The following is a 25474-nucleotide window of genomic DNA, read 5'->3' as shown; positions in this document are numbered from 1 at the left end:
TGGTTACGGCGTTGGCGAGAGAGGGTAACCGCCGATTAACCATAGATATTTACGTTGGGGGCAGGGCCACTGAACAGTGTCTGCCAGTTGAATTCGAGTCAAAACCCATGATGTTCGGTAGCCGCGCAGGCCCGAGACGTTCCGGTCAGACGGAGCCCACGGCGGCGTCGTGGGAGGCTCCGCGTCAGCCGCCTGGCACCGGACCCGCGGAACGCGTTAAGGGATTGCTAACCTTCTCCGGCATGCTTTCCTTTCTGCGGGGAAACGGCCGACGCATCTTGATGCTCGCGCTGGCCATCTTCGCCATTGGTGTCATCGCTCTGTTGCTGATTCCGCTTCGGTATGCGGCCACAGCGCTGGTCGTTGTCGATCCCCGAGAGCAGCGCGTGACCACGGATCAGGACGTGTTGCCGGGTATCGGCCAGGATGCCGCCGCGCTTCAGAGCCTGGTTGAAATCGCCAAGTCCGATGGCTTCCTCCGCCCGCTTATCGAGCAGCTCAAGGTTCGAGAGGATGAAGACATCGCCGGCGGTCAATCCGACACCACGCGTCTGCTCGAAAGATTCCGCAACCGGCTCGATATTTCCCGCCGTGGGCTCACCTACGTTATCGGCTTCAAATTCACTTCGAACCGTCCGGAGCGAGCGGCTTACTACGCCAACGCCATAGCTGAGGCGTTCGTCGCTAACCAGGGCCGTGTCCGCACTGAGGCGACCGACGAAGCAGCCGATTGGCTCAGTGGCCGGCTCAAGACGTTGAATGACCGGCTGAGGACATCAGAGGATGCCGTTGCCGCCTTCAAGCTCGAGCACAGGATCGTCAATGCCGGCAAGGACGCCACGACCCAGCAATTGCGCGTTACCGATCTGACGCAGCAGGTTTCGGCCGCTCGCGCTCGTACCGAAGAAGCAAGGGCTCGCTACGAGCAGGCGCAACGCGACCTCAAAGCGAATGTCGATGGGCCGGTTCGACAAGACCTGCTGAGTGCCCTGCGAGCTCAGAGGTCGGCGCTCAACGACCAGATCGCGCAGAAACGCGCGGTGTTCGGCGATCGCCATCCTGACCTCGTCATATCATACAGCCAGTTGAACGATCTCAACAGGCAGATCGAGATCGAGCGGAAGAAGAACATCGAAACTGCAAAGTCCGAATATGAAGCGCAACGCGAGCAGCAGAGATCGCTGGAAGATCAGTTGAAGGCGGTCGAATCGCAGATACTGGTCGACGGTCAGGCGCTCGTCAGACTGCAGGAGCTGCAGCGCGACGCGGAAGCCAACAGGAATATCTACGAGCAATTTCTGTCGCGGTCCAAGACCACCAACGAGCAGCGCCTGCTGCAGAGCTCGCAGACCAAGATCGCTTCGCTTGCCATTCCACCGCTTCGTCCGACCCGGCCGCCGCTCGCATTGCTCCTCGCCGTGCTTGCGATTGCCTCGATATTGATATCGACGGCGGCAGTTGCCGTACCGGACATCAAGAACATTCTAGAGAAGCCCACTCCGAAGGTTCGCCGGGCAAATTCACCTTCGCTCCAGCCCGAATTGCCCCAGGCGGCATCACCATCCCAGCCCGAATTGCCGCCGAAGCTGCCGGTCTGGGCCCGCATTCCCGACCTGCCGGCACGGGAATTCACCAGAAGCGTCTGGCAGAAGCCGATTGCGGCAGCCGCCGAGCTCGATCTGAGTGCCTACCTGCGCTCGCTGATCGGGAAAATCGACGAGTTGCCGGGATCCGGTGGCAAGGTAGCCCTCGTGATGTCGATCGAGAACGGCGCGGGAGGCAGCACTGTCGCACGATCGCTCAATCGGTCGGCCGTGAACAAGGGCATGCTCAGTGTTCTGATCGAGCTGCAATCGGATCTGTCCGCTGCAAAGCCGGTCGCGGCCGACCGGCAGGAGCAGGGCATCACCAAGACAGATCTTCGCTCTGTCAGTGTGCTCTTGAGTGCCGGCACGCAAACAGGCGCGCTCCCTGCCGACGACATTCGCAAGGAGTTCGATCTGATCGTCGTTGACGCATCGTCTCTTGCTGCACAACCCGACGTGAGGACGCTGGCGGCCCATGCCGATCTGATCGTCGTGGTCGTTCGCGACGGAGCTGCCGCTCCGGCGGCAATTCAGCGGGCTGCGGCTGGCTTGTCGAAGTCCGGCGCGGTGCCGATGGGGCTTGTCGTCAATCGCGTCTCCATCAGTTCCGTCATTGCTCAATCTCAGCGCGAGACCTTGGGACTGGCGGGCTGAGTTACCTCTAATCCTTCTAATCCTTCGAGTCTGCGACACGAACCGGATACGGTTCGGCTTTCGAGGACAAGCGGCGAGAAAGCACCAGGATCGAAGGATCAACGCCGGTGCGGCGGCGGCACAGAACGTTGAGGGCGATGGTGGCGACCGCCAGCGAAACAGTGGCCGAAATCGCGGCGCCGAGCACGCCGAGCCAGGGAATTAGAACGAGGAATCCGATCAGCCGCAGCACGACGTTCCCGGCGATGACGGGAACATAGTCACCCTCATGGCCGGTCACCTGCAGGATGGCTGCGGACGGACCACCAGCTGCCTGAAAAGCCGTTCCGAACGCAAGCACGATCAGTACCCATTGCTGGGCTGCGAAATGAGGTCCGAACAGGCCGAGAAGATGGGGTGCGCCGATCCAGACAAGGACGAGCCCGGCGATGACGCAAAGCGCGGTCACCTCCGCCATGAGCTGCAGCGTGTGGCTGAACTCTTGATGATTTTTACTGAAGTAGAGCGAGGGCAGGCGGCGCGCTCCGAAACTATAAAGTGCGGCAGAGAGCATGGCGAAGATGTTCGCCAGACGGGAGGCGGCAAAATAGATGCCGGCCGTGGCCGGATCCAGCATCCAGTAAATCAGGATCACGTCGAAGTACTGGTTGGCCGCTTCAAGAATGGAAGAAACCCAGTAGCGAAGCGCGCTCGATCTCCAGCGTGAGTTCTCCGAGCGCGGCGGCACATTGCGCAAATTCGGCAGAGCGCGTGCGATCGAAAGGACCTGAACGACGAGCCCCATGGCCATGGCGACCGCCATCACGGTAAGCAACTGTGCGGGATCGAGTCGCGCATGGCCGAACAATATCGCTACTAAAAACAGCACGACGACGACCCGCCAGAAAAACTCCCGATTGCCTTCCCCCATCAGAATGCTGATGAGCGATCGTGCAATCTGGCTGCCGAGCATCAGCCCTGCATTCACGGCCGTAAAGGCGGATACGGCCAGGATCAGCAGCCACGTATCGCCCCGCACGTTCGCGGCCGCCGCGATCGCGGCAATGACGACCATCATCCCAATGGAGGAGATCTTCAGGCTCGATAGCAGCACACCTTTGGCGAGATCGGCCTGTTCGCGCACCTGGTACTCGTTCAAGAAACGAACCAGGAGCAGTTCCTGGCCGACAAGCCCTACGACGGATGCGATCTGAGCGACAGAAAGCCACATCGCGAAAGCGCCGAACGCATCCGGCGACATGGTTCGTGCTGCCAGGGAGAACAGCGCAAACGCAAGGCCGCCGCTGCCAACCTTCAGAAGGATGGTCCCGGCAACACCGCGCGTCACGTCGCGTCGCATCAGTTGGAGAATGGATTCGATCATGCGAAGTACAAGGCATCTTTCCTTTCAAGATGCTCGTAGCAGACAATGGCCCAGTGCCTAACACGCACGCGAACCGAGAGTGTTAATGTTCGGCACCTAAGATTTCGTTCTCCCCACCCGGTAAATGCACCGGCGCAAACTTGCTCTCTCCGGCGGACCTGCGGCCTTGCTCCATTGTGGAACGCCGCTGTCCCGGCTGTCTTCAGACAGGGCAAACGATGGTTTCCCAGGATCGCCGCTGCGCCGGCACGAAGATGATTGCCGAAGCCAAATCTGCACAGCCACCGGCCGTTTGCACGTAAATGACCTGCTGACCTGACGATAAACAATGGTTCACCCTAGTGCTGAGTAAGCGGGGAATAGATTCCACGATACTCTTTGAGCAAGGCGCGTGCCGGGACGTCGCCAGATCTGGACCAGGCCGCGGGCGTTAACTGCGATGCTCAGAAATGATCGTGCCGGTTCGGCGAAGTGGATATCAGGCGAGAAAATTGCGGTTCGGCCGGCATCAATCGTCACAGCCGGCAAACATGATGGTGAATAAGGTGATACAACCGATCGCGGACGAGGGACGTGAAACCATCACCACGGACGTAGCGATTGTCGGCGGCGGGCTGGCGGGATCGCTCGCGGCGGCAGTCCTCGCCAGGGCTGGCTACCAGGTCGTCCTGATCGACAAGCGAGCGGTTTATCCGGAAGAATTCCGCGTCGAGAAGATCGCCGGACGACAAGTCGATGTCTTTCGCAGGCTGGGTTTCATCCGCGAACTCGAGGCGGTCGCGTGCGCATACGACCGCGTGATCAATATCAGAGAAGGCCGGGTGGTCGACGTCAGTGCCGGCCAAACCTACGGCCTTCCCTATGCCGATCTCGTTGGCCTGGCACGACGTCTGATGCCGGGTCATTCCGGCTTCATTGTCGACCAAGTGACCGCTGTGAGCTGCAGCGATGACGTTCAGCACCTCGTTTTGGCCTCCGGAGCGCGCGTCACTGCGCGTCTCGTTGTCCTGGCGACGGGCATGGCCGGAGCTCTTGGATACGGTCTCGGAATCACGCGGCGCATTCTCGCCGAGCGTCATTCGGTTTCGTTCGGCTTCACGATTGCGCGTCCGGACAATTTGCCGTTCGAATTCGAGGCGCTCACCTGCTATGGCGAACGGGCCATCGATGGCGTCGACTATCTCAGCCTGTTTCCGGTGCGGGGTGGCATGCGGGCAAACCTGTTCATGTTTCGCGATCCGACCGATCCGATCATGCGCGAGCTGAGGCGGCAGACCGGATCAACGTTGCTGCGGCTCATGCCGGGATTGCAGTTCTATCTCGGAGATTTCAGCGTCATCGGTCAGGTGCAGAATTGGGTGATGGACCTGTCTGTCGCCGAAGGCCATCTGCAGCCGGGCGTCGTGCTGATTGGCGACGCGTTTCAAACCAACTGTCCTGCAGCCGGCACCGGAGTGAGCCGTCTTCTGGTGGATGTCGAGCGTCTTTGCATGGAATATGTGCCGCGCTGGCTCGAAACCGGCGGCATGGGCAAGGACAAGATATCGGAGTTCTACTCCGATCCGGACAAAGTGGCTGCCGACCAACACTCCCTGCAAATGGCGCGTTTTCGGCAGGCACTGACGTCGAGCAGCGACATAAGATGGAACGTGCGACGCAGGGTGCATTTTCTTCGTCGCAATATCACCTATCGGGTCGACGGTATCAGGCCGGGATGGATCGCACGTGTCCGTGGCGCGCTTCGTGCCTAGTGATGGGGTTTAAGCTCAGGTACGGACCGGCCGCAGCTTGAATTCGGCCATCCGCTTGGCGGCCAGTTTGATCCAGGGCGCCTGTCGTAACGCGAACAGAGCAAGGGAGCCGGCGACGCTACCCGCCTGAGTCACGCTCCACAACGGCGAGGGCCGGCCGCCAAACATCTTCTTGTACGGTTCGTCGCCAATGGTGAAGTCCAGGATCTGATCCCCGCGCTCGATGCAATCCCTGGCGACTTGTTCGAACATCAGCGCGCCAATGGATTGGCTCTTGTATCCCGCGATGTCGAACGCGCTCATAATGACGAGGAAACTGCCGCGGTGGCACAATCCCAGCACTGCCGCGATCAGTTTGCCGTCCATTTTCATAGTGTAGAGACGAACAAAGGCCCTGAGGCCGCGGAGCGCCACGGTGGAATAGAAGTCGAAATATTCGGGATGCTGCAACAGGTCGCCATCGCCCTGGGCTCGAAACCGCGGGCCTCGAAAGTTCTTCATCATCTCCATCGCGGCCATGATGGATGCATCGTCGTCGCAGCATGAAAAGCTCAACGCGCCCTTCTTTTGTAGCTGACGCAGCTTCTTTGCGAGTTCTTTCTGATAGGAGCGGCTCAGCGCGCTCGCCCGCCATCGCTCGAACGGGGCGACTAGCGCTGTCGCGTAGGCATTCATCTCCATGACCGTACGGCGAGGCGCTGCAAGAAGGTTCTCGATCGGCATTCTTCCATCAGGAAGCTTGCACATACGCAAGAAGTCGAACGGCCTGACAAGCCTGCGGAGCGTCAGGCAGGCATCCTCGTCCTGGAGCAGTTCGGAAAATATCTCGGCCGTGCACACAGGGGTCAGATAATCGGACACGCGGAGGTCAGCGAATTCAACCGTCCGCATCGGCCCACGCGGCACCCGCATCAAAGGCAGCACCATCGCCAGTTTTCCGGTCGCGCGACGGCGGACCGTGACGATCAGGGGTTTTGCTGCCGCGACCGGCGCGAGCTTGCGATATAGCGTGTCCAGCCACACCGGATGCTGGAACGCCGTGGCGTCCGAGCCAGCAAACAGCTCGGCGTATTCTTGAGACAAAAAATCAAATGCGTTTTCGATGCAGACATCGAACGCGTCGTTATTATTCTTGTTCATACGTGCGACAGACAAACCGGACTTTTTCGAAAATGCCGGCCGAGCCGGAGCTGCGACCTTCTAGCACACGCAGATTGGCGGAGACACGGGCCGAGTGCGATCTGTATTAATGTATCGTGGTTGCCGCCCGCTGCGCGGACTCCTACCAAATGTCTTGATAGCGGGCCGACCTTGCCACCGCCGCGCAACGTGTAACGTTTCGTTATGGTTAGCGAGCGCTCCACCTTTGCGAATAGTTAACCAGTTCGCGCAGCGTCGAACCGTCGCGCGGACTCGGGGTCGCCGATGGACTGCATATTGCAGTTGGAGTGGACAACAATAGAGATCTCCAACTGAAGTGCTTGAATCATGATGAAAGAGCTGATTTCCGGCCCGATTTCGATGTCAGGGGACGCGGACGAACGCAATTGGCGTGTCGGTTTCGGTCGGACTGTCTCAACTGTCCGGATTTGCGACACCTCGCGGGGAGCGCCGATGCAGTCGTCGACGGGCGCAGCTTCACGCCGTGAAGCGTCAGAGAAAGACAATGTGCGCGAGCGTCGCGCGAACCTCATCGGCAGGGCGGCCACCGCCGAGATCCCCCGCGTCACGGTCGGAGGGCTTCGGCTCGCCGTACTCGATCTCGAGCAGACCGCCGATTTCATGATCGAACAGGTTTCGCCAAAACGCCGCGCGGGCCGTCCGCTCTATCTGACGTCGGCGAATGGCGAGGTGGTGGCACGCTGCTCGACCGAGCCGATGACGGACCGCCTGTTCCGCGCCGCCGACCTCATCAATGCCGACGGACAGCCGCTGGTCACGGTGTCACGGTTCAAGTCATCGCAGCCGCTGCCGGAGCGGGTTGCCACAACCGACCTGTTCCACGTCGTCGCGCGCAAGGCCGAGGCGGCCGGGCTCTCCTTCTACATGTTCGGCGCCGACGAGGCGGAGAATGCCGCCGCTGTCGCCAATGTCCGCAGGATGTATCCGAAGCTGAAGATCGTCGGCCATTCGCATGGCTATCTGCGCGGCGACGCGCTACGTGCCAAGGTCGACGAGATCAATGCGTTGGCGCCCGACTATCTCTGGGTCGCGCTCGGCGTGCCCTATGAGCAGGCCTTTGTCGAGGAGTTCACGCCACGGCTCTCCAACGTCGGTGTCATCAAGACCTCAGGCGGGCTGTTCAACTTCCTCTCCGGCAGCCGCCGCCGCGCGCCGCAATGGATGCAGAATGTCGGGCTGGAATGGGCCTGGCGGATCTGGCTCGAGCCGCGCCGGCTGTTCTGGCGCTATCTGACTACCAATCCGCGCGCGCTCTATCTGCTATTTAACCGGAGCCATTCCACGCCAACCGAGCGCGACTGACGCTGCGTGCCGTGCCGAGCGGTTGCAATAGCAAATAATTAACCGCGCTTCACGAAGCTCATTCCATGACCGGAGCACAAATTCAGGTGGATGCGGGCGCGCTTGACGGCGCGATCCCGCACATGCGCGGTGTCGACATCGAGCGGGCCGCAAAGGCCATCATGAATTGGTCCATCACCATCAATGTGGTGGCATCGATGGGGACCCTCAACACTGCCCTATTGGCGGTGGAACAGACCTATCTGCAGCAGTTCGCTGCGCTGTCGATGTGGATTGTGCTGATTTATGCAAGCGCGTTTGTGCGACCTAATCTGCGGCTCGGGTTCAACCCCGACTTGATCGGGATCGTTTCATTCTATGTCCTTGCCGCCATTTCCGTGTTTTGGACGAACCTGAGCCTCGCGGCCATCATGAAAAGCGCGGCTCTTGCAATAACGACCCTCGGCGCATTCTGTCTTATCACGCGACTGGATATTGACGACATTGTCAAATCGGTCACTCGGGGCCTCCTAGTACTGGTTGCGGCATCCGCTTTGTTCGCCGTGTTCGTGCCGGACATAGGAGTTGACAGCAGTTGGATGCACAACGGCCAATGGCAAGGTGTTTATGAGTCAAAGCAAACACTAGGCTTCGTTGGAGCCTATCTCATGTTCTTTGCCTATTATCGAAAGACGACAGGGCAAAGATGGCTACCCTTCCTTGTCACGTTCTTGCTCGCTTCAACGTGCGTCCTGGCTTCGGGCTCGCGAGGCGCCGGTGCGGTGGCGTTGGCGGCCTGCGGATTGCTGTTCACCTCCTTGCGGTCGGTGAATTGCATGAAAGTCTACGCGGTGTTGCCCTTTGTCATGTGCATCATGGCGGGCTTGCTGATCCTGTATTTCTACGTGACCGGATACGACTCCATCCATTTGTTTGACACGACGATCGACTTCACGGAGAGAACCTTCATTTGGCAGTACGCGATAAGCCACTTCGACGATGCGCCCTTGCTTGGCTTTGGAATAAACGGATTTTGGACGACCCAATCGATCTATGATTATTTCGAGCAGAACCACGGTTGGGTGCTCGACAACTACCACAGCGGCTACATCACCATTCTCATGGAAACGGGGCTTTTGGGTTATTTGCTTTTTGCGGCAAGCGTCTTCCTATTTTCGAACAAGGTGCTCCATCTGATTTCATCCCGATCGATCGATCGGTTTCATTGTGCCCTGATCATAGGGTTCTCCGTCCTCAGTTTTCAGACCAATTTTACCGAGACGATATTCCTCCGTTCCACGATGTTTACATCGGTGCTGTTGCTGGTCTTCTTCCTCGCAACCTGTCGGCCGGTGCTGCCGGAAGATCACGGCGATCGTGAGTTGGCGGAGCAATGATCGCCACACTTGCCCGCCGGCCAGCGGCCCTCAAGTTCCTCCTGCTGGCTTTCGTCTTGGCAATGTGGATCCCGCGAGCCTGCGGATCCGAGCAGATCGCGTTTCGTGACGTCGCGGGCTTGGGACGCGGCATCAATATCCTGGGATATGACGGCATCTGGGAGGGCGCCGAAAATGCCCCATTCCGTTTGGAGAACCTGACCGCAATTCAAAGGGCCGGCTTCTCACATGTCAGAATCAATTTCTTCGGCTTCAAGCATATGGATTCGGATAACATCCTTGATGAAGCCGTCTTGAAGCGCCTCGATAGAGTTATCGAAGAGGTTCTTGCAAGGAAGCTCATTCCCATTCTGGATGAGCACGACACCGATTTTTGCCAGCGTTATATCTCACGATGCGCCGACAAGCTCAAATCATTCTGGAAGCAGATCGCGTCGCGCTATGCAGGGAAGTATCCTGCGCTTGTATTCGAAATTCTGAACGAGCCCGGGGGACATATGGCCTCGGCCGAATGGAACTCACTTCTCAATGAATGTCTCGGCATTATCAGGGTTGCGAACCCTGAACGAACTGTCATTGTCGCTGTTCTCAACACCGACGATGCGCCTATTCACGAGTTGACTCTGCCGGCTGACGACAGAAAACTGATCGTGACTTTTCACTATTACGCGCCGATAAGGTTTACCCATCAAGGCGCGCCATGGTCGCGAACATTTTCGACGATCGGCCCGCTGGATTGGGGAACCTCTGAGGACGAAGCAAGAGTTGTCGCTGATTTCACCAGAATCAATCTCTGGTCACACCGAGAGAAACGTCCGATCTATCTCGGTGAGTTCGGGGTTTATGAGCGCGCGCCATCTGAAAGCCGCCAGAGATACTTGTCGTTCGTGGCGCGAAACGCTGACCGATTTGGCTGGGCATGGGCCTACTGGCAATTCGACCACGATTTCGCTGCGTTCGATAGCGCCCGTCAAATGTGGAATCGGGACATTTTGCGCGCTCTCATTCCGTCGGGGCAGTGAAGCATAGTCGCAGGTTTGGAGAAGAACAATTGAGCGGAAGCGGGGAGAGCCGAGCCAAGGATGACGTCGCCTATCGGGCCGTCGAACTGATCTACCATTCCTATCTGACGGGCCTCATCCTGATGCTGTCGTCGCGCGCCGGCGCCGCGCGAGCGGCGGAGGTGGTGTTTCGGACCTTCCGACGCCAGCAACTGGCCCGCTTTGTTCCGGGATTGAAAAAGCTCGGGCTCGACAAGCTTCCGCACGCGGTCGCGTGCGCGCAATACCATTATCTTTCAAACCAAGTCGGCGGCGTTAAGGTCGAATATGTTTACGAGAGCGACCAAAAGGCCTGGGTACGCTATCCGCCGCCGCGGTGGATCTGGTCGGGCACCGCGATCTGCGGCATTCCGTCGGAAGTGTCGCGCGCGATGCTGCGCGGATGGCACGCCAATAATGGCGTCGTCCTCGGTAATCCGCGGCTGGGCTTCGTCTGTACGGGCCAAACGGTCGACGGACAGCCCGGCCTGGAAGGCTACTACAAGGAGTGGGATCACGACCTCACGCCCGATGAACGGCTGCAGTTCTCGCCCGGCGAGCAATGTCCCCCGTTTCGGGTCGATCTTGCGCCACGGCTTGCCGAAAACACCTGGCCCGAAGGGCGCCTTCAAAAGGTCCTGCGCAACTACGCGATGGAATACATCACGTCGATCGTGCCGGAAACCATCGCGGTGCTCGGTCCCGAGGAGGGCGGCCATCTTGCCGGCGCTGCGGCGCGGCTGGTCGGGATGCACACCTTTGACGACGTTGCATCGCTGCTCGGTGGTGTCGGTCCCGGCGCCGAGGGCTTCGCCAGCGCCTTCGCGCGCATTGCCCGTGGGCAGGGCGACGACGCCGAGTTGCGCGTGCAGGGCGCGACCGCGATGGTACGGCAGACCTCATGGCGCCTGATGGCAGAACGCGGGCCGATGTCTCCCGCGGTGTTCGATGCCTGGAACGAGCTCTGGGTCGGCGCCGCGCTCGCGCATGATCGTTTCATGCGCGTCGACATGACGGAGCGCCGCGATCGCGGCGATCCGTCCTGGTGCTGGCAATTCCGGTGACGAGGTGGCGGGCGCCCAGCCTGACGATCGGCGGCCTAACTTCGCTTCCTTGATACTCTATCGAACGCGAGGCTCGTTGCGACGCCGAGCAGGCTCCAGAACAGGAGTCCGGTGAGCACGACGGTCACCACGAACTGGTGCGAAAGGGACGCTGGCACTTCGGCATGAGACTCGGGTGCAACAGGGGCGCCGACGAGATGCGGGATGACAATGAGTATGACCCCGAGAACCGCAGCCCACGGCTCCGAGCGCAGGATCAGGAGGTAGAGCGCTGATGCTGTCAGAGCGGCGGTTGCGATCCACCAGATTTGCCGCGCGGTGAGATCGGCGACCGGCAGGCCCGGCAACTCGGGAGGGAGGCCAAGACCAGGCGCCGCGACAAAAACGGCGAACCCGGCAAGGCCCCAAAACAGACCTTCGCGCCAATGGACCGGTCGTTGCCGAAGCGCATAGATGCCGGTGAGCAGGAGGCCGAAGCCGATCGCGGTAAGGACGTTGGCGGCGACGGTGAGGGCGCTGCGCTGGAAGCCCTCGTCGGGCTCCCATTCCGCATCGTGATGATGATCCGCTTCACCGCTGCCGGCGTGGGAAGCCTTGTGGTGTGCATCGGCCGCAGCCTTCTCGAAGACCTCGCTCTTCTGGATCATCGGCACCGTTCCGAAGAACTGAACCACCGATATCAGCGCGCCGACGATCAATCCGGCAAGCGATGCCGCAAACACGATCGATCTGAAGACGTGCATCTGTCGTCAGTGACAGGGGAAAGCGTTGGCATGGCGCACGTCGTGGGCGGCGTTATGGACGGCGCTGATGTGCGAAAAGCCGACCATGCCGACGACGAACAAACCAAGAGCCATCGCCAGAACGGCCTGAACGATGACATTCGTTCCGGTGGCAACGGTGGTAAAATTGGCTGATTGCGTCTGCTGCATGATGATCCTCGTTCGGCAAGTCATTCTAGCCCACGGCATCATCAGATGCGACCGAATTTTTTAGCCGGCGACGGACGTCGCGGCTGGTGAGATGAAAGTTGTCCGTTTCCCGGATGCTTCTCGCGGCCAGTTTGGCGCGGGCCGCCGCTTCGAACGAATCCCGGTGTATCAGGTAGAAATCGATGCACTGCTGTGACGAAGGCATGCAGCCCAGCAGCGTCCGGAATGCGCGCCGGTGCATGACGCATATGCCCATGTGTCCGGAGGGACGGAATGCCAATGAATCGATGTCGCTGCGCCAGATCGGTTCGCCTTCGTCAGACATCGACGATTCACTCGAACATAGGCGCAGATCACATGGCCGACCGGATGACGGCAGCAACGCCGAGCAGGAAGCCAACCTCGAACACCTGCTCGATGGCCCCGAGTACGTCGCCGGTATAGCCGCCGATCGATCGTCGCGACCACAGCGTGACCGCAACTGCCAGTGCGATGCCGCAAGCGATGCCGCCAATAAGCGCGATCGGGGCATGCGTGCCGGAGGTCGCGGCGAGCGGTGCCAGCGCGAGCAGCGCGACGATCGTCGCGAAACCGATTTCGCCTGCCCGGAGCGGAGAGGGCGCATAGGCCACCTTCATCGCGGAGGTGTTACCCGCATATTTCATCCAGCCGATGATCGGCAAGCCCACGGCGCGACCGCCGGCTCCACTTGCAATCAGCGCCGCCGCACCAATCCATGCCGGCATCTCAGCAAGCGCAGCGACCCGCAATGCGACCGCGAAGATCAGCGCGAGCGTGCCATAGGTTCCGATCCGGCTATCCTTCATGATGGTGAGACGCTGTTCGACCGTCCAGCCGCCGCCCAAGCCATCAGCGGTGTCAGCCAGGCCATCCTCGTGGAACCCACTGGTGAGAAGGACGCTTGCCAACACTGCCATGAGCGCCGCGATCACTGGTCCTAATACGAGCGAGCTCAGCAGAAGAGCCGCCGCCGAAACGAAACCGACGATCGCACCGACCAGCGGGAAAAACTGCGCCGAGCGGACCAGCCACTCGGAATCAGGCGCATCGTTCGAAGCGCCGACAGGAATGATGGTGAGGAATCGGACCGCGTCGCGAAGACGATCCAGGCTCATCTAGATCCTTCCTTCCAGCACATCGCTGAGGTCGGCGACGTCGGTCAGCAGGCGGGACGCGGCCCGCACCAGCGGGACCGCCAGTAGTGCGCCGGTGCCCTCGCCAAGTCTCATGTCGAGAGCGAGCAACGGCTGTGCCCGAAGTGCCGCCAATACGATGTCGTGACCTTTCTCGGCCGACCGGTGCGCGAAAACGCAATAGTCGCGCGTCGCCGGCGCCAGCCTGACGGCGACGAGGGCGGCGGCAGACGAAATGAAGCCGTCGATGACGACCGGACGGCGATGTGCCGCTGCACCAAGCGCGGCGCCCGCCATCATCGCGATCTCGAGGCCGCCGAATTCCCGGAGTACCTCGAACGGCGCGGTCGCATCGCTGCGATTGGCTGCCTTGTGGATGGCGGCGCGCTTGCGGGCCATGCCTGGCTCGTCCTGGCCTGCGCCGACGCCGATGCAGTCATCGAGGGGAGCGGGCGCCAGCCGATGCACCAGGAGCGCGGAAGATGCGGTGTTGCCTATTCCCATCTCGCCGAGCGCAATGATGTCGGCGCCATCATCGATTTCGCTGGAAGCTATGGCAAAGCCGGCCGCGAGCGCCTTGTGCGCGTCCTGGGCCGACATCGCTGCCTCACGCGCCGAATTCGCGGTGCCGGTCCGAATCTTGATGCTGAGGAGATCGGGATGGGAAGGCAGCTCGCTGGCGACGCCGGCATCCACGACGCGGATCCCGACATCTGACGCGGCCGCAAAGGCGTTGGCGCTCGCTCGGCCTGCGAGATAAGTCCTCACCATCGCGGCCGTGACGGCGGACGGATATTGCGAAACGCCTTCTTCCGTCAATCCGTGATCACCGGCGAAAACGAGCAGAACGGCCTTTTGCAGCGCTGCGGCGGATGGATGCGCGATCATGCCGAGTTGCACCGCCAGGTCTTCGATTCGTCCCAGTGAGCCCGGCGGCTTGGCTTTGCCGTCGATTCGCGCGCGCATCGTTGCGGCAAGCGTCTGATCGAGCGGAGCGATTGCGGGAATTTGCCAATCGGATGGGATTTGGAAGGTCATGGGCTCCTCGTGCGCGCCTTAAGTGACCGAAGCAAACGGGCGGGTCAACTGCGGTTGACCGCCGTCGCGGGGACAGCTAGCGTGGCGGCGATGGTCCTTCCTTCGGGAAGGTGAAAAAGGGAAGTCGGTGCAATGCCGGCGCTGCCCCCGCAACTGTAAGCGGCGAGCCAAAGCCGAGGCCACTGGGATGACCGGGAAGGCGGCGAAAGGCGACGACCCGCGAGCCAGGAGACCTGCCATCGCGCATTGTGCTTTGGAGGTTCGTCGGGCGGGGTGCACCGGACGGAATGAGTTCGATGGTCTTCCCCCGTCGAACGCGATCCAACAAAGCTCGCGGCCGTCGTGGCCCTGACTTGAGCATCGTGATGGATCGCAACGACGTCGATCAGCAAGATACTGATTCTCGCCCGGGCGAATATTTGCCGCCGACTGCGCCCGGCGGTCCCGTCGTCGTGAGCGTATGCGTCACCTGCAAGACGTCCGAGGGCGTGTTGGCCGGGCCCGCCATGTTCGACGCGATCCGGGTCGCTACAGGCAAACGCGACGCGGCCGTTCAGGTCCGGCGCGTGCAGTGCTTGAGCGTGTGCAAGCGGCCGACCACGGTCGCGGTTTCGAGCTCGGATGGTTACACCTTCCTCTTCGGCGATCTCGAGCCCGAGGGCGCTGGTGCCGTCGCGTCTTTCGTCGATTCCTATCGCAAATCGACCTACGGCCTGGTGCCGTGGCGCGAGCGCGCCGAGATCCTGCGCAAGGGGATGGTGGCGCGGCTGCCGCCCGTTCGCTGGTCGCCCGAAGATGGCAGCGCTCCGAAATGACTGATCTCTCGACCACGCTGGTACTGGGCGGCGCACGCTCAGGCAAATCGGCTTTTGCCGAGCGAATGATTGCCGAAAGCGGCCTTGCTCGCGTGTATCTGGCAACAGCTACCGCAGGCGATGAGGAGATGCAGGACAGGATCGCGCATCATCGCAGCAGGCGCGGTTCGGATTGGACGACCGTGGAGGAGCCGTTGGCGCTCATCGATGTCCTGACGCAGGTATCGCGACCCGGCTGCGCGGTCCTGGTCGATTGCCTGACACTCTGGCTCTCCAACTTGATGCTCGCCGGGCGTGACCTTGATGTCGAGGCGAATCGGCTCGCGGAATTTCTGGGCGTCGCCGCAAACCCCGTTGTCCTGGTGTCGAACGAGGTTGGTCTCGGCATCGTGCCCGAAACCAGGCTCGGCCGCGATTTCCGCGATGCGCAGGGCCGTCTCAATCAGATGGTCGCCTCAAGCGTTCCCAACGTCATGTTCGTCGCGGCCGGCCTTCCGCTGTGGCTCAAACGTTCCTCTTAAGGAGTCCTGAAATATGTCCCGTGTTCCAGTCACCGTGCTCACTGGTTTTCTCGGTGCCGGCAAGACGACACTGTTGCGCTCGCTTCTGACGCAAGCCGACGGCCGCCGCATCGCCGTCATCGTCAACGAGTTCGGAGATGCCGGTTTCGACGGCGGTCTTGTCGAGGAATGCGCGGCCAAGGCCTGTGCGCCCGGCGACATCGTCGAGCTGACCAATGGCTGCATCTGCTGCACGGTCGCCGACGATTTCATTCCGACCATGGACAAGCTGCTCACGCGCGACGAGCCGCTGGACGCGATCGTGATCGAGACCTCAGGCCTCGCGCTGCCGCAGCCACTCTTGAAAGCGTTCGCGTGGCCTGCGATCCGCACGCGCGCAACCGTCGATGGCGTGGTGACGGTCGTCGACGCGTTGGCGCTATCAGAGGGACGCGTCGTGCTCGACGAACATGCGGTCGCGGCCCAGCGCGCCGCGGACGAGGAAATCGATCACGACGACCCGATCGAGGAAGTGTTCGAGGATCAGCTCGCCTGTGCCGACCTCGTGGTCCTTTCCAAGAGCGATCTGGTGTCGCCGGATGTGCTCAGCGGCATCGAAAACCGGCTTGCTGCACAATTGAGGCAAGGTGTCCGTGTCGTACGCTCCCATGGAGCGCTTGCGCCCGACGTCCTCATCGGGATGAAGGCCGATGCCGAGAACGACCTCGCTGCGCGGGCCGGGCATCACGGAGAGGAAGAGGAGCACGATCACGACGATTTCGACAGTATCGTCGTAAGGCCTGCGGCGGCCGAGAGCGTCGAGGCGATGCGCGCACGGGTCAGCGATGTCCTCAGCCTCGCGGGGGTGCTGCGCGTCAAGGGCCATGCGCGCATCTCCGAAAAGCCTGCGCCGATCGTGGTGCAGGCGGTCGGCAGCCGTGTTGAGCTGGCGTTCGCCCGGCCCGACGCCAGGCAGGCCGAGCATCTTGTCGTGATCGGCCTGAAGGGCTTCGACGCCGATGCCGCACGTCGGGCGCTTGCGGGGTAGCCTTTCGAAGGGCGATCAATGCATCTGAAACTCGACAGCGGTGGCAGCATCGACGACGGAGATGTCGCTCGCGACCTCGGCCAGGAAACCGCCGACATCGTGATATTGTCCGCCGCGGACAGTGATCTCGCGGCCTTCGGCGCTGCGCATGCGGCATTGCCTGCGGACTTCCCGAGTGTCCGTCTGACCAATCTGCTGGCTCTTGGTCATCCCGCTTCTGTCGATCTCTATGTCGAACGTACGCTCAGCGAAGCCAAGATCGTCGTTCTTCGGATGCTCGGCGGCGAAAGCTATTGGCCGCACGGTGTCGAAAGCCTTCGGCGCGATGCGATCCAGCGCGGGACGTTGTTCGCCTGCATTCCCGGAGAAACCGACTGGAACGCCGCATTGGCTGCGCGCGGCACGCTGGGCGCCGACGAGACCTATGAACTGTGGCGCTATTGTACCGAAGGCGGCATCGACAACGCGCAGTTGGCGCTTTGCTTCGCTGCGAATCTGATCGGCTACGGCAGCAGGTCGCCCTCGGCGCGGCCAATGCCGGCCGCCGGCTTCTGGAACGGCGAACCTGCCACGGACCAACGGCCCAACGCTGTCGTGATCTTCTACCGCGCCCTCGTCGCGGGCGGCGATACCGCTGCGATCAATGCGCTGTGCTCGGCGCTGGGGGCGCGCGATCTCAATGCAGTCGGGCTCTATGTCACGAGCCTCAAGGACGAGCGTTCGATCGCGTTCCTGCGCACGGCGCTCGCCGCGCACCCACCTGACATCATCGTGAACGCAACAGCCTTTGCGACGGCGACCGCGCGCGAGAATGCGGGGATATTGTCCGAGACCGATTGTCCCGTGCTGCAGGTCGCTCAGGCTGGCATGTCCCACAAGAGCTGGGAAAGCTCGACCCGCGGCCTCAATCCGCGCGACCTTGCTATGCATGTGGTCCTGCCGGAGGTCGATGGGCGCATCTTCGCCAATGCCATCGCATTCAAGGAAGCCGGCCAGAGCATTGGCTCCTTCACGCCGACGGCCTTTCGGCCGGTCGAAGATCGCGTGGCGGCGACGGCCGATCTTGCCGCTGCGTGGGTGCGGCTACGCCGTACGCCCGCGAGCCAGCGACGGGTCGCCATTGTCCTCGCCAATTATCCCAACCGCGACGGCCGTCTTGCCAATGGCGTCGGTCTGGATACGCCGCAAAGCCTGATCGGAGTCCTCGCTGCGATGAGGAACGAGGGGTACGAGATTTCCGGCGCACCCGATGATGCGGCCGACATGATGCGGTTGTTGCAGGAAGGTCCGACCAATGCGCTCGGAGACCGCGGCTTGCGGCGTGGTGGCGCATCATGGCCGCTTGCGGAATACGGCGCGGCATTTAGTGCACTCTCTCCCAATGTTCAGCGTGCGGTCACGGAGCGTTGGAATGATCCCGTCCATGATCCGCATGTCGCCAATGGCGTGTTTCGTCTCGGCCTGCATCGCTTCGGTAACGTCGTCGTCGGCGTACAGCCGGCGCGAGGTTACAACATCGATCCCAAGAGCTCCTATCACGATCCGGACCTCGTTCCGCCTCATCACTATCTGGCATTCTATCTTTGGCTGCGCCGCGTGTTCGATGCCCACGCGATCGTGCATCTCGGCAAGCATGGCAATCTGGAATGGCTGCCGGGCAAGAGCACCGGGCTTTCCGCCGATTGCCTGCCGGGCGCGGTGCTCGGCCCGTTGCCGCATCTGTATCCATTCATCGTGAACGATCCCGGCGAGGGCATCCAGGCCAAGCGCCGGACATCCGCAGTTATAATCGATCATCTGACGCCGCCGGTGACCCGCGCCGGATTGCATGACGATCTGGCGCGGCTGGAATCGATGGTGGACGAATATTCGGTTGCGACCGACCTCGATCCGAAGCGCGCGGCTGTGATCGCCGAGGACATTCTTTCGACGGCGCGGGCCAAGCAGCTCGATGCAGACGTCAACCTGACGCGCGACATGCCAGTCGGCGAGGCGCTGCGCGCTCTCGATGCGCATTTGTGCGACATCAAGGAAATGCAGATCCGCGACGGACTCCACGTGTTCGGGCGCGCGCCCGATTCGAGACAATGCGCCGATCTGCTCGTGTCGATCGCGCGCGTGCCACGCTCGGACCGCAAGGCTGAAGACGCCTCGCTGCATCGCTCGCTGGCTCTCGATCTCGGCCTTGTCGATTTCGACCCGTTGACCCGCGACCTCGCTGGCACATTCAGAGGGCCACGGCCGGCGGTCCTGGCCGGGCTCGGCTCGGGCTTGTGGCGGACGACGGGCGACACAGTCGAGCGGATCGAAGAACTGGCGTTGCGGCTGGTCTTGGGTGAGATGAAGCCAGACCCATCATGGGTACGCACAGAAGCAGCGCTGAATTGGGTCGAGACGAGATTGCGGCCGGCCATCGACGCGAGCCCGCCGCGGGAGATGATGGCGTTGCTGCGCGGCCTTGACGGTCGCTTCGTGCCTCCCGGTGCCTCGGGCGCGCCGACGCGCGGCAGGGCCGATGTGCTGCCGACGGGCCGCAACTTCTTCGCTGTCGACGTGCGCGCGGTGCCAACGCCCTCGGCATGGCGGATCGGGCAATCGGCGGCCGAACGGCTCGTCGAATCCTTCTGGCAGGAAACCGGCGAATGGCCGCGGACGATTGCGCTGTCAGCCTGGGGGACCGCCAACATGCGCACCGGCGGCGATGACGTTGCGCAGGCGCTCGCCTTGATCGGCGTTCGGCCAACGTGGGAGGAGACCTCCGGACGGGTGACCGGCTTTGCGATCACGTCCCTGTCTGAACTGAAGCGTCCGCGCATCGATGTCACGTTCCGTGTGTCAGGCCTGTTTCGGGATGCGTTCCCGACCCAGATGGACATCATCGCGAGCGCAGTTGCGGCGATCGCGGCACTCGACGAACCTGATGACGCCAATCCCATCGCGGCGAATGTTCGCCGACGGCGGCAGGCGCTGGAGGCAAGCGGCATCAGCCGCGACATCGCTGAGCGACGCGCCGCTCATCGCGTGTTCGGCTCAAAGCCCGGCGCTTATGGCGCGGGGCTGCAAGCCTTCATCGACGAAGGCGGCTGGAACGATCGCGCCGATCTGGCCGACGTCTATCTGGATTGGGGCGGCTATTCCTATGGCGCGGGGGCTGAGGGGAACGCGGCCCGCGACGATCTCGTCGCGCGGCTGGCCGACGTCGACCTGATCGCGCAGGCCCAGGACAACCGCGAGCACGATATCCTGGACTCCGACGACTACTATCAGTTCATGGGCGGACTGGCTGCAACAGTATCGACATTGCGCGGGCAGGCACCGCGCATCGCGCATATCGATACGTCGCGGCCGGAGATGCCGGCGGTGCGACCGCTGGCGCATGAGATATCGCGCGTGGTGCGGGGCCGCGCCGCTAACCCGAAATGGATCGCCGGCGTCATGCGACACGGCTACAAAGGCGCGTTCGAGATGGCCGCGACCGTTGATTACCTGTTCGGTTTTGCCGCCTCGACCGACGCGGTCTCAAATCATCACTTCGATCAATTGTTCGCAGCCTATCTCGAGGACGACCGGGTGCGAGATTTCATCGAGCAGTCCAACCCGGCCGCGCTCCGCGAGATGGCTGCCCGGTTCGCGGAAGCCATCAGGCGCGGATTGTGGACACCACGCTCCAATCGCGCCGGGGATCTGATCGCCGAAAGCCTGCACGAAGCAAAGAGAGAAATCGCATGATGAATCCATCGCACGAAGCCGACGATGAGAATGCCCGCCATCGCGAGAAGGCCCGGAAGCACAAGGCCGCGCGCGACAAGATCATGGCGACCAAGACCGGCGAAAAGGGGCTCTTGATCGTCCATACCGGAACCGGCAAGGGTAAGACATCGGCCGCGCTCGGCATGGTGTTTCGGCATATCGGTCACGGCTATCCTGTTGCTGTCGTGCAATTCACCAAGTCGCCGAAGTGGGATACCGGAGAAGCGCGGGTATTGGCCAGGTTTCCGGAGCTCGTGACATTGCATGTGATGGGCGAAGGGTTCACTTGGGAAACGCAGGATCGCGAGCGCGACATTGCAGCCGCCCGGAAGGGTTGGGAGCGCGCCAAGGAACTGATCCGCGACGACCGCCATCGCATGGTGCTCTTGGATGAACTCAATATTGTCCTCCGTTACGACTACCTTCCGATCGACGAGATTCTTGCCTTTCTCCGTGACGAGAAGCCGGCGGACAAGCACGTCGTCATCACCGGACGCAACGCGCACGCTTCGCTGATCGAGATGGCCGATCTGGTCACCGAGATGACGCTGGTCAAGCATCCGTTCCGATCTGGGGTGAAGGGTCAGAAAGGGATAGAATTCTGATGGCGCGGCCGACGCCGGCGCTGATGATCCAGGCCACCGGCTCGAACGCCGGGAAGTCGACTGTTGTCGCGGGCCTGGCGCGCGCGCTGGTGAGGCGCGGCCTCACGGTCGCGCCGTTCAAGCCGCAGAACATGTCGAACAATGCGGCGGTGGCGGTCGATGGCGGCGAGATCGGCCGCGCGCAGGCGGTGCAGGCCCGCGCCGCGCGGATGGCACCAAGCGTCCATATGAACCCGGTGCTCTTAAAGCCCGAGACCGACACCGGTGCGCAGGTGATCGTGCAGGGCCAGCGACGCAGCACGCTTCGGGCGGCCGATTATCTCGGAAAGAAGGCGGCGCTGATGCCCGCTGTGCTCGACAGTTTCGCACATCTCGCCCGGGCGGCGGACATCGTGCTGGTCGAAGGCGCGGGCAGTCCGGCCGAGATCAATCTGCGCGCCGGCGATATCGCCAACATGGGTTTCGCCACGGCAGCCGACGTACCCGTGGTGCTGCTCGGCGACATCGATCGCGGCGGTGTCATCGCCAGCCTCGTGGGGACGCATCTCGTGCTGGAAGCCGAGGAGCGCGCGCGCATTCATGGCTTTCTGATCAACAAATTCCGCGGCGATCCCAGGCTGTTCGACCAGGGACTTGAAGCAGTGACGCGCATGACCGGTTGGCCCTCGCTCGGCGTGGTGCCGTGGCTGCCTGAGGCTGCCTGGCTGCCTGCCGAGGACGCCGTCGATCTCGATCGTGTGCAGACGTCATCCGCGCGGAGGGTCATCGCCGTTCCCGTGCTCGCGCGCATCGCCAATTTCGACGATCTGGACCCGCTGGGCATGGAGCCCGGTGTCAGGCTGGTATTCGTGCGGCCGGGCGAACCGATCCTGGCCAATGCCGATGTCGTGATCCTGCCCGGTAGCAAATCGACGATCGGCGATCTCGCCTTCCTGCGCGCGCAAGGCTGGGATATCGACATCAAGGCGCATGTTCGGCGCGGCGGTCAGGTGCTCGGGCTGTGCGGCGGCTACCAGATGCTTGGCCGGACGATCGCTGATCCCGTTGGCATCGATGGCCCGGCGGGCACGGTCGAGGGACTCGGGCTGCTCGATATCGCCACGACGATGGATGCCCATAAATCGACGACGCTTGTGCGGGGCGTTTATTGCGCCACAGGCAGCCCGGTCGAGGGCTACGAGATCCATCTCGGCCGCACCAGCGGTGCAGATTGCGAGCGCCCGGTGGTCATGATCGACAGTCGTCCCGATGGGGCCTGCTCAGCCGATGGTCGCGTGCAGGGGACGTATCTGCACGGGCTGTTCGTCAATGACAGCTTTCGAAAGGCGTGGCTCGCCAATCTCGGCATTGCGTCGTCTGTCGCTTATGAAGCTCGGATCGAATCGGCGCTCGATGCGTTGGCCGACCATCTGGAAGCGCATCTCGACATCGATCGCATGCTCGAGATCGCGCGGAGCCGTCAAACCACCAACGCCAGCGCGGCATAGATGACTGCTTCGAGCGAGCAGGCGGCCATCAGCAGCTTGAGTGCGCGGCGGATATCGGCAGAACCGGCATTCATCCGGGCGCCGGCGTTGAGGAAGGGGTCATCGACGAGGCGGTCGCCATAGCGGCGAGGCCCGGCCAGGGCGAGACCGAGCGCGCCTGCCATGGCGCTTTCCGGCCAGCCCGCATTCGGCGATCTGTGCTTTGAAGCGTCGCGCCACATGACTTTGAATGCCTGCGCGACGGAGCCACCTGCAATCGGCGCAGCGAGTGCGATCAGTACCGCAGCCAGTCTTGCTGGGACGAGGTTGAGCAGATCGTCAAGCCGCGCCGCCGCCCAGCCAAAGGATTCGTACCGTGAACTGCGATGGCCGATCATCGAATCCGCGGTGTTGACGACCTTGTAGACGAACAATCCCGGCAACCCGAGCAGCGCCAGCCAGAACAGCGGCGCGACGACGCCGTCGGAAAAATTCTCTGCGCAGGATTCGATCGCCGCGCGCGAGACGCCGCTGGTGTCGAGCTGTTCGGGATCGCGGCCGACGATCATGGACACCGCGCGCCTTGCCTCGGCAAGTCCGCCGCCGGTGAAGCCGGAGGCGACCCTGTTGACATGTTGATAGAGGCTCCGCTGCGCGATCAGGATGGAGGCCACAAGCCCTTGGGCTGCTTGCCCGAGCAGCGTCCACCCGAGCGTGGCTTCCAGCAGCAGGCCAAGGCCGCCGCAGATCGCGACCAGCAGGCCCGTGGTCAGGCATCCCGCGGCCCTGCGCTGTGTGGCCGACCATTGCTCGCGGTTCAGCGCGCGATCGAGTTGGTGGATCGCCGAGCCCATCAGCGTCACCGGATGAGGGAGACGCCGCCACAGCAAATCCGGATCGCCAATAAGCGCGTCGAATGCGATCGCCAGCACAACGATCAGGATCGTCTCGCTTCCCGCCAGCATGTCATCGCGCCACGCGGCTTAGTTCGGAGACGAGGCGTCCCAGCGCCTCCGAAAGCATCGGCCCGCCACAGACCGTCAGTTTCTCGGGGATCACCAGGCGTTTCGACGATGGATAGAAGCGCTCCAATGCAGGATGCAGCAGGAATGCCTCGCCTTCGTCTTCCGCGAAGTCGCCGCCGTCAGATACAAGGAGCAGATCGGGCCGCAGTTTCACGATCGCCTCCAGCGACGCAAAGCCTCCAAGCTTGTAGCCGAGATCACTCGCCGCGTTCTTGAGGCCGATCGTGGCCAGCATGGAATTGATCAAGCCGCCGCCACCCGAGACCCAGCCGCGCCGCGACACAGCCAGCACGCGATAGGATCGCCGCGATACCGCCTCCGTCGCGTGCTGGATTGCGGTATCGAGCCGCCGTATTTCGGATGCGGCGCGATCGGTCTGATGCAGGAGTTCGCCCATTTGCCGGATCTGGCTCTTCACGTCCTCCAGCGAACGCGCAGCGTCGAATTCGATCACGCGGACGCCCTTGTCCTTCAGCAACTCCCGTGTTGCACGCTTGGTGAACTTGCCGGCGACCACGGCGTCCGGTTGCAGGACCAGCACATCTTCTGCTTCGCCCGATAATCGAGGGTAGGCTGCGGCCTTTTCCGCGTTCCAGGAGCGGGCGGGGTCACGCGAATAGGGACTGAGGCCGAGAATTTGGCCCGGATCGGCCAGCGCCAGCAGCAGTTGGTCCGTGCACACATTGATGGAAGCGATGCGTGGCAGATCGGCTGCATGGGCTGCATGTGCTCCGAACAGTGCTGCGAGTAACAAGAACGTTGCGCCGATCGCCGGCCGCGTTAGGCCAACAAGGGTCTCGCGCAGGAGCGCGATTGATGGCATGAAGCGATTATGAAGCACGGCGGTGATCTGACGGAAGCTATTGCGCACCACGGCGGCGAGCCTGCGGACTGGCTCGACCTGTCGACCGGAATCAATCCCTGGCCGTGGACGATTCCGGATTCCCTTCCAGGCAGTGCGTGGACGCGCCTGCCATCGCGGGCCGACGAACAGGACCTCCTCGCCGCCGCACGCGAAGCTTACGGCGTACCCGACGATGCAGGCATCGCAGCCGCCGCCGGCACGCAGACCCTCATTCAATGGATTCCGCATCTCGCCGGGCCCGGAGCGGTCGCGATCGTCACTCCGACCTATGGCGAGCATTCGGCTGCGTGGAGCAGCGGAGGCCGAGAGATTATTGCATTGAATGATCTCTCCGCGCTGCCTGACCGCGCCATTCACGCTGTCGTCGTCAACCCCAACAATCCGGATGGACGTATCGCGGACCGCAGGGCGCTTCGGCAGGTTGCCGAACGGCTCGATCGTCGCGGAGGCTGGCTGGTTATCGATGAGGCCTTTGCCGATGTCGATCCCGGCATCAGTGCTGCCGCGATGAGCGCCGATCTCCCCATTCTCGTACTGCGCTCCTTCGGCAAATTCTATGGGCTCGCCGGACTTCGCCTTGGCTTCGTGATCGGCCGACGCGACATCGTCGAACGTATCTCCGCGGCGCTGGGTCCATGGTCGGTCTCCGGGCCGGCGCTTTGCGTGGGCACGGCCGCTCTGCGGGATCGATCCTGGGCTGATGCGATGCGTGCGAAGCTCGCTCGGCAGTCGAGCAAGCTGGATCAGGTCCTGACAGCGGCGGGCCTTCAGTTCGTCCGAGGGACGACGCTCTTTCGCCTTGCCTCCCATCCCGATGCTCCGACGTTGCACACCGAATTGGCCCGACGCCACATCTGGTGCCGGAGCTTTAACGGCGCACGCGAATGGCTGCGATTTGGCCTTGCGTCGGACGATGGTCTCGATCGCCTGGCCAGCGCGCTTGGTTCGGTCAAATAGC

Annotated in this window: 22 protein-coding genes and 1 riboswitch; of the genes, 13 read left to right on the top strand and 9 right to left on the bottom strand. The window is 62.2% G+C overall.

Translation table 11 applies throughout. From position 1 onward, the window contains the following. Nucleotides 1-107 precede the first annotated feature (107 nt). Nucleotides 108-2240 (top strand): GumC family protein, encoded by a 2133-nt coding sequence (locus tag AC5ZGW_RS01090; RefSeq protein ID WP_130222939.1) that lies wholly within the window; start codon nt 108-110, stop codon nt 2238-2240. Nucleotides 2241-2256: 16 nt separating this feature from the next. Here the strand turns inward: AC5ZGW_RS01090 and AC5ZGW_RS01085 are convergent, their stop codons facing one another. Beyond that, nucleotides 2257-3603 (bottom strand): lipopolysaccharide biosynthesis protein, encoded by a 1347-nt coding sequence (locus tag AC5ZGW_RS01085; protein ID WP_463328163.1) that lies wholly within the window; start codon nt 3601-3603, stop codon nt 2257-2259. Nucleotides 3604-4133: 530 nt separating this feature from the next. On the opposite strand from AC5ZGW_RS01085, the gene AC5ZGW_RS01080 reads away from it, so the two are divergent. Then, nucleotides 4134-5354, top strand: coding sequence for an FAD-dependent oxidoreductase (locus AC5ZGW_RS01080; protein ID WP_130222937.1), 1221 nt, complete (start codon nt 4134-4136; stop codon nt 5352-5354). Between the two features lie 15 nt (nt 5355-5369). On the opposite strand, the gene AC5ZGW_RS01075 is transcribed toward AC5ZGW_RS01080, so the two are convergent. Next, nucleotides 5370-6494 carry a GNAT family N-acetyltransferase gene (locus AC5ZGW_RS01075; protein WP_130222935.1) on the bottom strand — a complete coding sequence of 375 codons (1125 nt, stop codon included), beginning with the start codon at nt 6492-6494 and terminating at the stop codon, nt 5370-5372. A gap of 474 nt (nt 6495-6968) precedes the next feature. Between AC5ZGW_RS01075 and AC5ZGW_RS01070 the strand changes: the two genes are divergently transcribed. From AC5ZGW_RS01070 to AC5ZGW_RS01055, 4 genes are all read left to right on the top strand, one after another. Beyond that, nucleotides 6969-7838 carry a WecB/TagA/CpsF family glycosyltransferase gene (locus AC5ZGW_RS01070; protein ID WP_456643687.1) on the top strand — a complete coding sequence of 290 codons (870 nt, stop codon included), beginning with the start codon at nt 6969-6971 and terminating at the stop codon, nt 7836-7838. A 65-nt stretch (nt 7839-7903) separates the two neighbouring features. Further along, nucleotides 7904-9214 (top strand): O-antigen ligase family protein, encoded by a 1311-nt coding sequence (locus tag AC5ZGW_RS01065; RefSeq protein ID WP_130222933.1) that lies wholly within the window; start codon nt 7904-7906, stop codon nt 9212-9214. Beyond that, a complete protein-coding gene (locus AC5ZGW_RS01060) occupies nt 9211-10236 on the top strand; it encodes a glycoside hydrolase family 5 protein (protein WP_130222931.1) in 1026 nt (341 codons plus the stop codon). The genes AC5ZGW_RS01065 and AC5ZGW_RS01060 overlap by 4 nt, the downstream gene beginning before the upstream one ends. Before the next feature lie 29 nt (nt 10237-10265). Next, nucleotides 10266-11318: a hypothetical protein gene (locus AC5ZGW_RS01055; RefSeq protein WP_130222930.1), complete on the top strand. Its 1053-nt coding sequence runs from the start codon at nt 10266-10268 to the stop codon at nt 11316-11318. A gap of 35 nt (nt 11319-11353) precedes the next feature. On the opposite strand, the gene AC5ZGW_RS01050 is transcribed toward AC5ZGW_RS01055, so the two are convergent. From AC5ZGW_RS01050 to cobT, 5 genes are read right to left on the bottom strand one after another with little or no spacing between them, the layout of a single operon-like run. Beyond that, nucleotides 11354-12061: a CbtA family protein gene (locus AC5ZGW_RS01050; RefSeq protein ID WP_130222928.1), complete on the bottom strand. Its 708-nt coding sequence runs from the start codon at nt 12059-12061 to the stop codon at nt 11354-11356. A 6-nt stretch (nt 12062-12067) separates the two neighbouring features. After that, nucleotides 12068-12250 (bottom strand): CbtB domain-containing protein, encoded by a 183-nt coding sequence (locus AC5ZGW_RS01045; RefSeq protein ID WP_028161697.1) that lies wholly within the window; start codon nt 12248-12250, stop codon nt 12068-12070. A 25-nt stretch (nt 12251-12275) separates the two neighbouring features. Next, nucleotides 12276-12575 carry a hypothetical protein gene (locus tag AC5ZGW_RS01040; protein WP_130222926.1) on the bottom strand — a complete coding sequence of 100 codons (300 nt, stop codon included), beginning with the start codon at nt 12573-12575 and terminating at the stop codon, nt 12276-12278. Nucleotides 12576-12603: 28 nt separating this feature from the next. Continuing rightward, the gene (cobS, locus tag AC5ZGW_RS01035; protein ID WP_130222924.1) at nt 12604-13386 is read right to left on the bottom strand and encodes an adenosylcobinamide-GDP ribazoletransferase; all 783 of its coding nucleotides are present in this window, start codon (nt 13384-13386) and stop codon (nt 12604-12606) included. After that, on the bottom strand, nt 13387-14442 hold the full coding sequence (gene cobT, locus AC5ZGW_RS01030; protein ID WP_207230921.1) for a nicotinate-nucleotide--dimethylbenzimidazole phosphoribosyltransferase: 1056 nt from the start codon (nt 14440-14442) through the stop codon (nt 13387-13389). Nucleotides 14443-14516: 74 nt separating this feature from the next. Continuing rightward, a riboswitch (cobalamin riboswitch) is annotated at nt 14517-14697 on the top strand. 110 nt (nt 14698-14807) lie between these two features. Here cobT and AC5ZGW_RS01025 point away from each other — a divergent pair. The 6 genes from AC5ZGW_RS01025 to AC5ZGW_RS01000 are packed head-to-tail and all read left to right on the top strand — an operon-like array spanning nt 14808 to nt 22647. Continuing rightward, complete coding sequence (locus AC5ZGW_RS01025; protein WP_080663539.1) at nt 14808-15257, top strand: DUF1636 domain-containing protein; 450 nt, start codon at nt 14808-14810, stop codon at nt 15255-15257. Further along, nucleotides 15254-15778, top strand: coding sequence for a bifunctional adenosylcobinamide kinase/adenosylcobinamide-phosphate guanylyltransferase (gene cobU, locus AC5ZGW_RS01020; RefSeq protein WP_130222922.1), 525 nt, complete (start codon nt 15254-15256; stop codon nt 15776-15778). The genes AC5ZGW_RS01025 and cobU overlap by 4 nt, the downstream gene beginning before the upstream one ends. A gap of 13 nt (nt 15779-15791) precedes the next feature. Beyond that, nucleotides 15792-16805, top strand: a complete 1014-nt coding sequence (gene cobW / locus AC5ZGW_RS01015; RefSeq protein WP_130222920.1) for a cobalamin biosynthesis protein CobW — start codon at nt 15792-15794, stop codon at nt 16803-16805. 18 nt (nt 16806-16823) lie between these two features. Beyond that, nucleotides 16824-20534, top strand: a complete 3711-nt coding sequence (gene cobN / locus AC5ZGW_RS01010; protein WP_130222918.1) for a cobaltochelatase subunit CobN — start codon at nt 16824-16826, stop codon at nt 20532-20534. Next, on the top strand, nt 20531-21160 hold the full coding sequence (cobO, locus tag AC5ZGW_RS01005; protein ID WP_130222916.1) for a cob(I)yrinic acid a,c-diamide adenosyltransferase: 630 nt from the start codon (nt 20531-20533) through the stop codon (nt 21158-21160). Before cobN ends, cobO begins: the two co-directional genes overlap by 4 nt. Beyond that, nucleotides 21160-22647 carry a cobyric acid synthase gene (locus tag AC5ZGW_RS01000; RefSeq protein ID WP_130222914.1) on the top strand — a complete coding sequence of 496 codons (1488 nt, stop codon included), beginning with the start codon at nt 21160-21162 and terminating at the stop codon, nt 22645-22647. Before cobO ends, AC5ZGW_RS01000 begins: the two co-directional genes overlap by 1 nt. Here the strand turns inward: AC5ZGW_RS01000 and cbiB are convergent. After that, nucleotides 22620-23591: an adenosylcobinamide-phosphate synthase CbiB gene (gene cbiB, locus AC5ZGW_RS00995; RefSeq protein ID WP_130222912.1), complete on the bottom strand. Its 972-nt coding sequence runs from the start codon at nt 23589-23591 to the stop codon at nt 22620-22622. The two genes, AC5ZGW_RS01000 and cbiB, sit on opposite strands and share 28 nt — an antisense overlap. Before the next feature lies 1 nt (nt 23592). Next, complete coding sequence (locus AC5ZGW_RS00990) at nt 23593-24474, bottom strand: ABC transporter substrate-binding protein (protein ID WP_130222910.1); 882 nt, start codon at nt 24472-24474, stop codon at nt 23593-23595. 9 nt (nt 24475-24483) lie between these two features. On the opposite strand from AC5ZGW_RS00990, the gene cobD reads away from it, so the two are divergent. After that, nucleotides 24484-25473 (top strand): threonine-phosphate decarboxylase CobD, encoded by a 990-nt coding sequence (gene cobD / locus AC5ZGW_RS00985; RefSeq protein WP_130222908.1) that lies wholly within the window; start codon nt 24484-24486, stop codon nt 25471-25473. Nucleotide 25474: the final 1 nt, after the last annotated feature.

This window comes from Bradyrhizobium sp. Crot121 (assembly GCF_059512385.1).
This window is presented reverse-complemented; position numbering and strand designations above follow the sequence as displayed.

What these genes read in the sequence shown, in the direction of transcription:
- AC5ZGW_RS01085 (WP_463328163.1), bottom strand. Translation starts at nt 3,603, where the DNA reads ATGATCGAATCCATTCTCCAACTGATGCGACGCGACGTGACGCGCGGT.
- AC5ZGW_RS01080 (WP_130222937.1), top strand. Translation starts at nt 4,134, where the DNA reads ATGATGGTGAATAAGGTGATACAACCGATCGCGGACGAGGGACGTGAA.
- AC5ZGW_RS01075 (WP_130222935.1), bottom strand. Translation starts at nt 6,494, where the DNA reads ATGAACAAGAATAATAACGACGCGTTCGATGTCTGCATCGAAAACGCA.
- AC5ZGW_RS01040 (WP_130222926.1), bottom strand. Translation starts at nt 12,575, where the DNA reads ATGTCTGACGAAGGCGAACCGATCTGGCGCAGCGACATCGATTCATTG.
- cobO (WP_130222916.1), top strand. Translation starts at nt 20,531, where the DNA reads ATGATGAATCCATCGCACGAAGCCGACGATGAGAATGCCCGCCATCGC.
- cobD (WP_130222908.1), top strand. Translation starts at nt 24,484, where the DNA reads ATGAAGCACGGCGGTGATCTGACGGAAGCTATTGCGCACCACGGCGGC.
- AC5ZGW_RS01045 (WP_028161697.1), bottom strand. Translation starts at nt 12,250, where the DNA reads ATGCAGCAGACGCAATCAGCCAATTTTACCACCGTTGCCACCGGAACG.
- AC5ZGW_RS01025 (WP_080663539.1), top strand. Translation starts at nt 14,808, where the DNA reads ATGGATCGCAACGACGTCGATCAGCAAGATACTGATTCTCGCCCGGGC.
- AC5ZGW_RS01070 (WP_456643687.1), top strand. Translation starts at nt 6,969, where the DNA reads ATGCAGTCGTCGACGGGCGCAGCTTCACGCCGTGAAGCGTCAGAGAAA.
- AC5ZGW_RS01050 (WP_130222928.1), bottom strand. Translation starts at nt 12,061, where the DNA reads ATGCACGTCTTCAGATCGATCGTGTTTGCGGCATCGCTTGCCGGATTG.
- cobW (WP_130222920.1), top strand. Translation starts at nt 15,792, where the DNA reads ATGTCCCGTGTTCCAGTCACCGTGCTCACTGGTTTTCTCGGTGCCGGC.
- AC5ZGW_RS01000 (WP_130222914.1), top strand. Translation starts at nt 21,160, where the DNA reads ATGGCGCGGCCGACGCCGGCGCTGATGATCCAGGCCACCGGCTCGAAC.
- cbiB (WP_130222912.1), bottom strand. Translation starts at nt 23,591, where the DNA reads ATGCTGGCGGGAAGCGAGACGATCCTGATCGTTGTGCTGGCGATCGCA.
- cobU (WP_130222922.1), top strand. Translation starts at nt 15,254, where the DNA reads ATGACTGATCTCTCGACCACGCTGGTACTGGGCGGCGCACGCTCAGGC.
- cobS (WP_130222924.1), bottom strand. Translation starts at nt 13,386, where the DNA reads ATGAGCCTGGATCGTCTTCGCGACGCGGTCCGATTCCTCACCATCATT.
- cobT (WP_207230921.1), bottom strand. Translation starts at nt 14,442, where the DNA reads ATGACCTTCCAAATCCCATCCGATTGGCAAATTCCCGCAATCGCTCCG.
- cobN (WP_130222918.1), top strand. Translation starts at nt 16,824, where the DNA reads ATGCATCTGAAACTCGACAGCGGTGGCAGCATCGACGACGGAGATGTC.
- AC5ZGW_RS01090 (WP_130222939.1), top strand. Translation starts at nt 108, where the DNA reads ATGATGTTCGGTAGCCGCGCAGGCCCGAGACGTTCCGGTCAGACGGAG.
- AC5ZGW_RS01065 (WP_130222933.1), top strand. Translation starts at nt 7,904, where the DNA reads ATGACCGGAGCACAAATTCAGGTGGATGCGGGCGCGCTTGACGGCGCG.
- AC5ZGW_RS00990 (WP_130222910.1), bottom strand. Translation starts at nt 24,474, where the DNA reads ATGCCATCAATCGCGCTCCTGCGCGAGACCCTTGTTGGCCTAACGCGG.
- AC5ZGW_RS01060 (WP_130222931.1), top strand. Translation starts at nt 9,211, where the DNA reads ATGATCGCCACACTTGCCCGCCGGCCAGCGGCCCTCAAGTTCCTCCTG.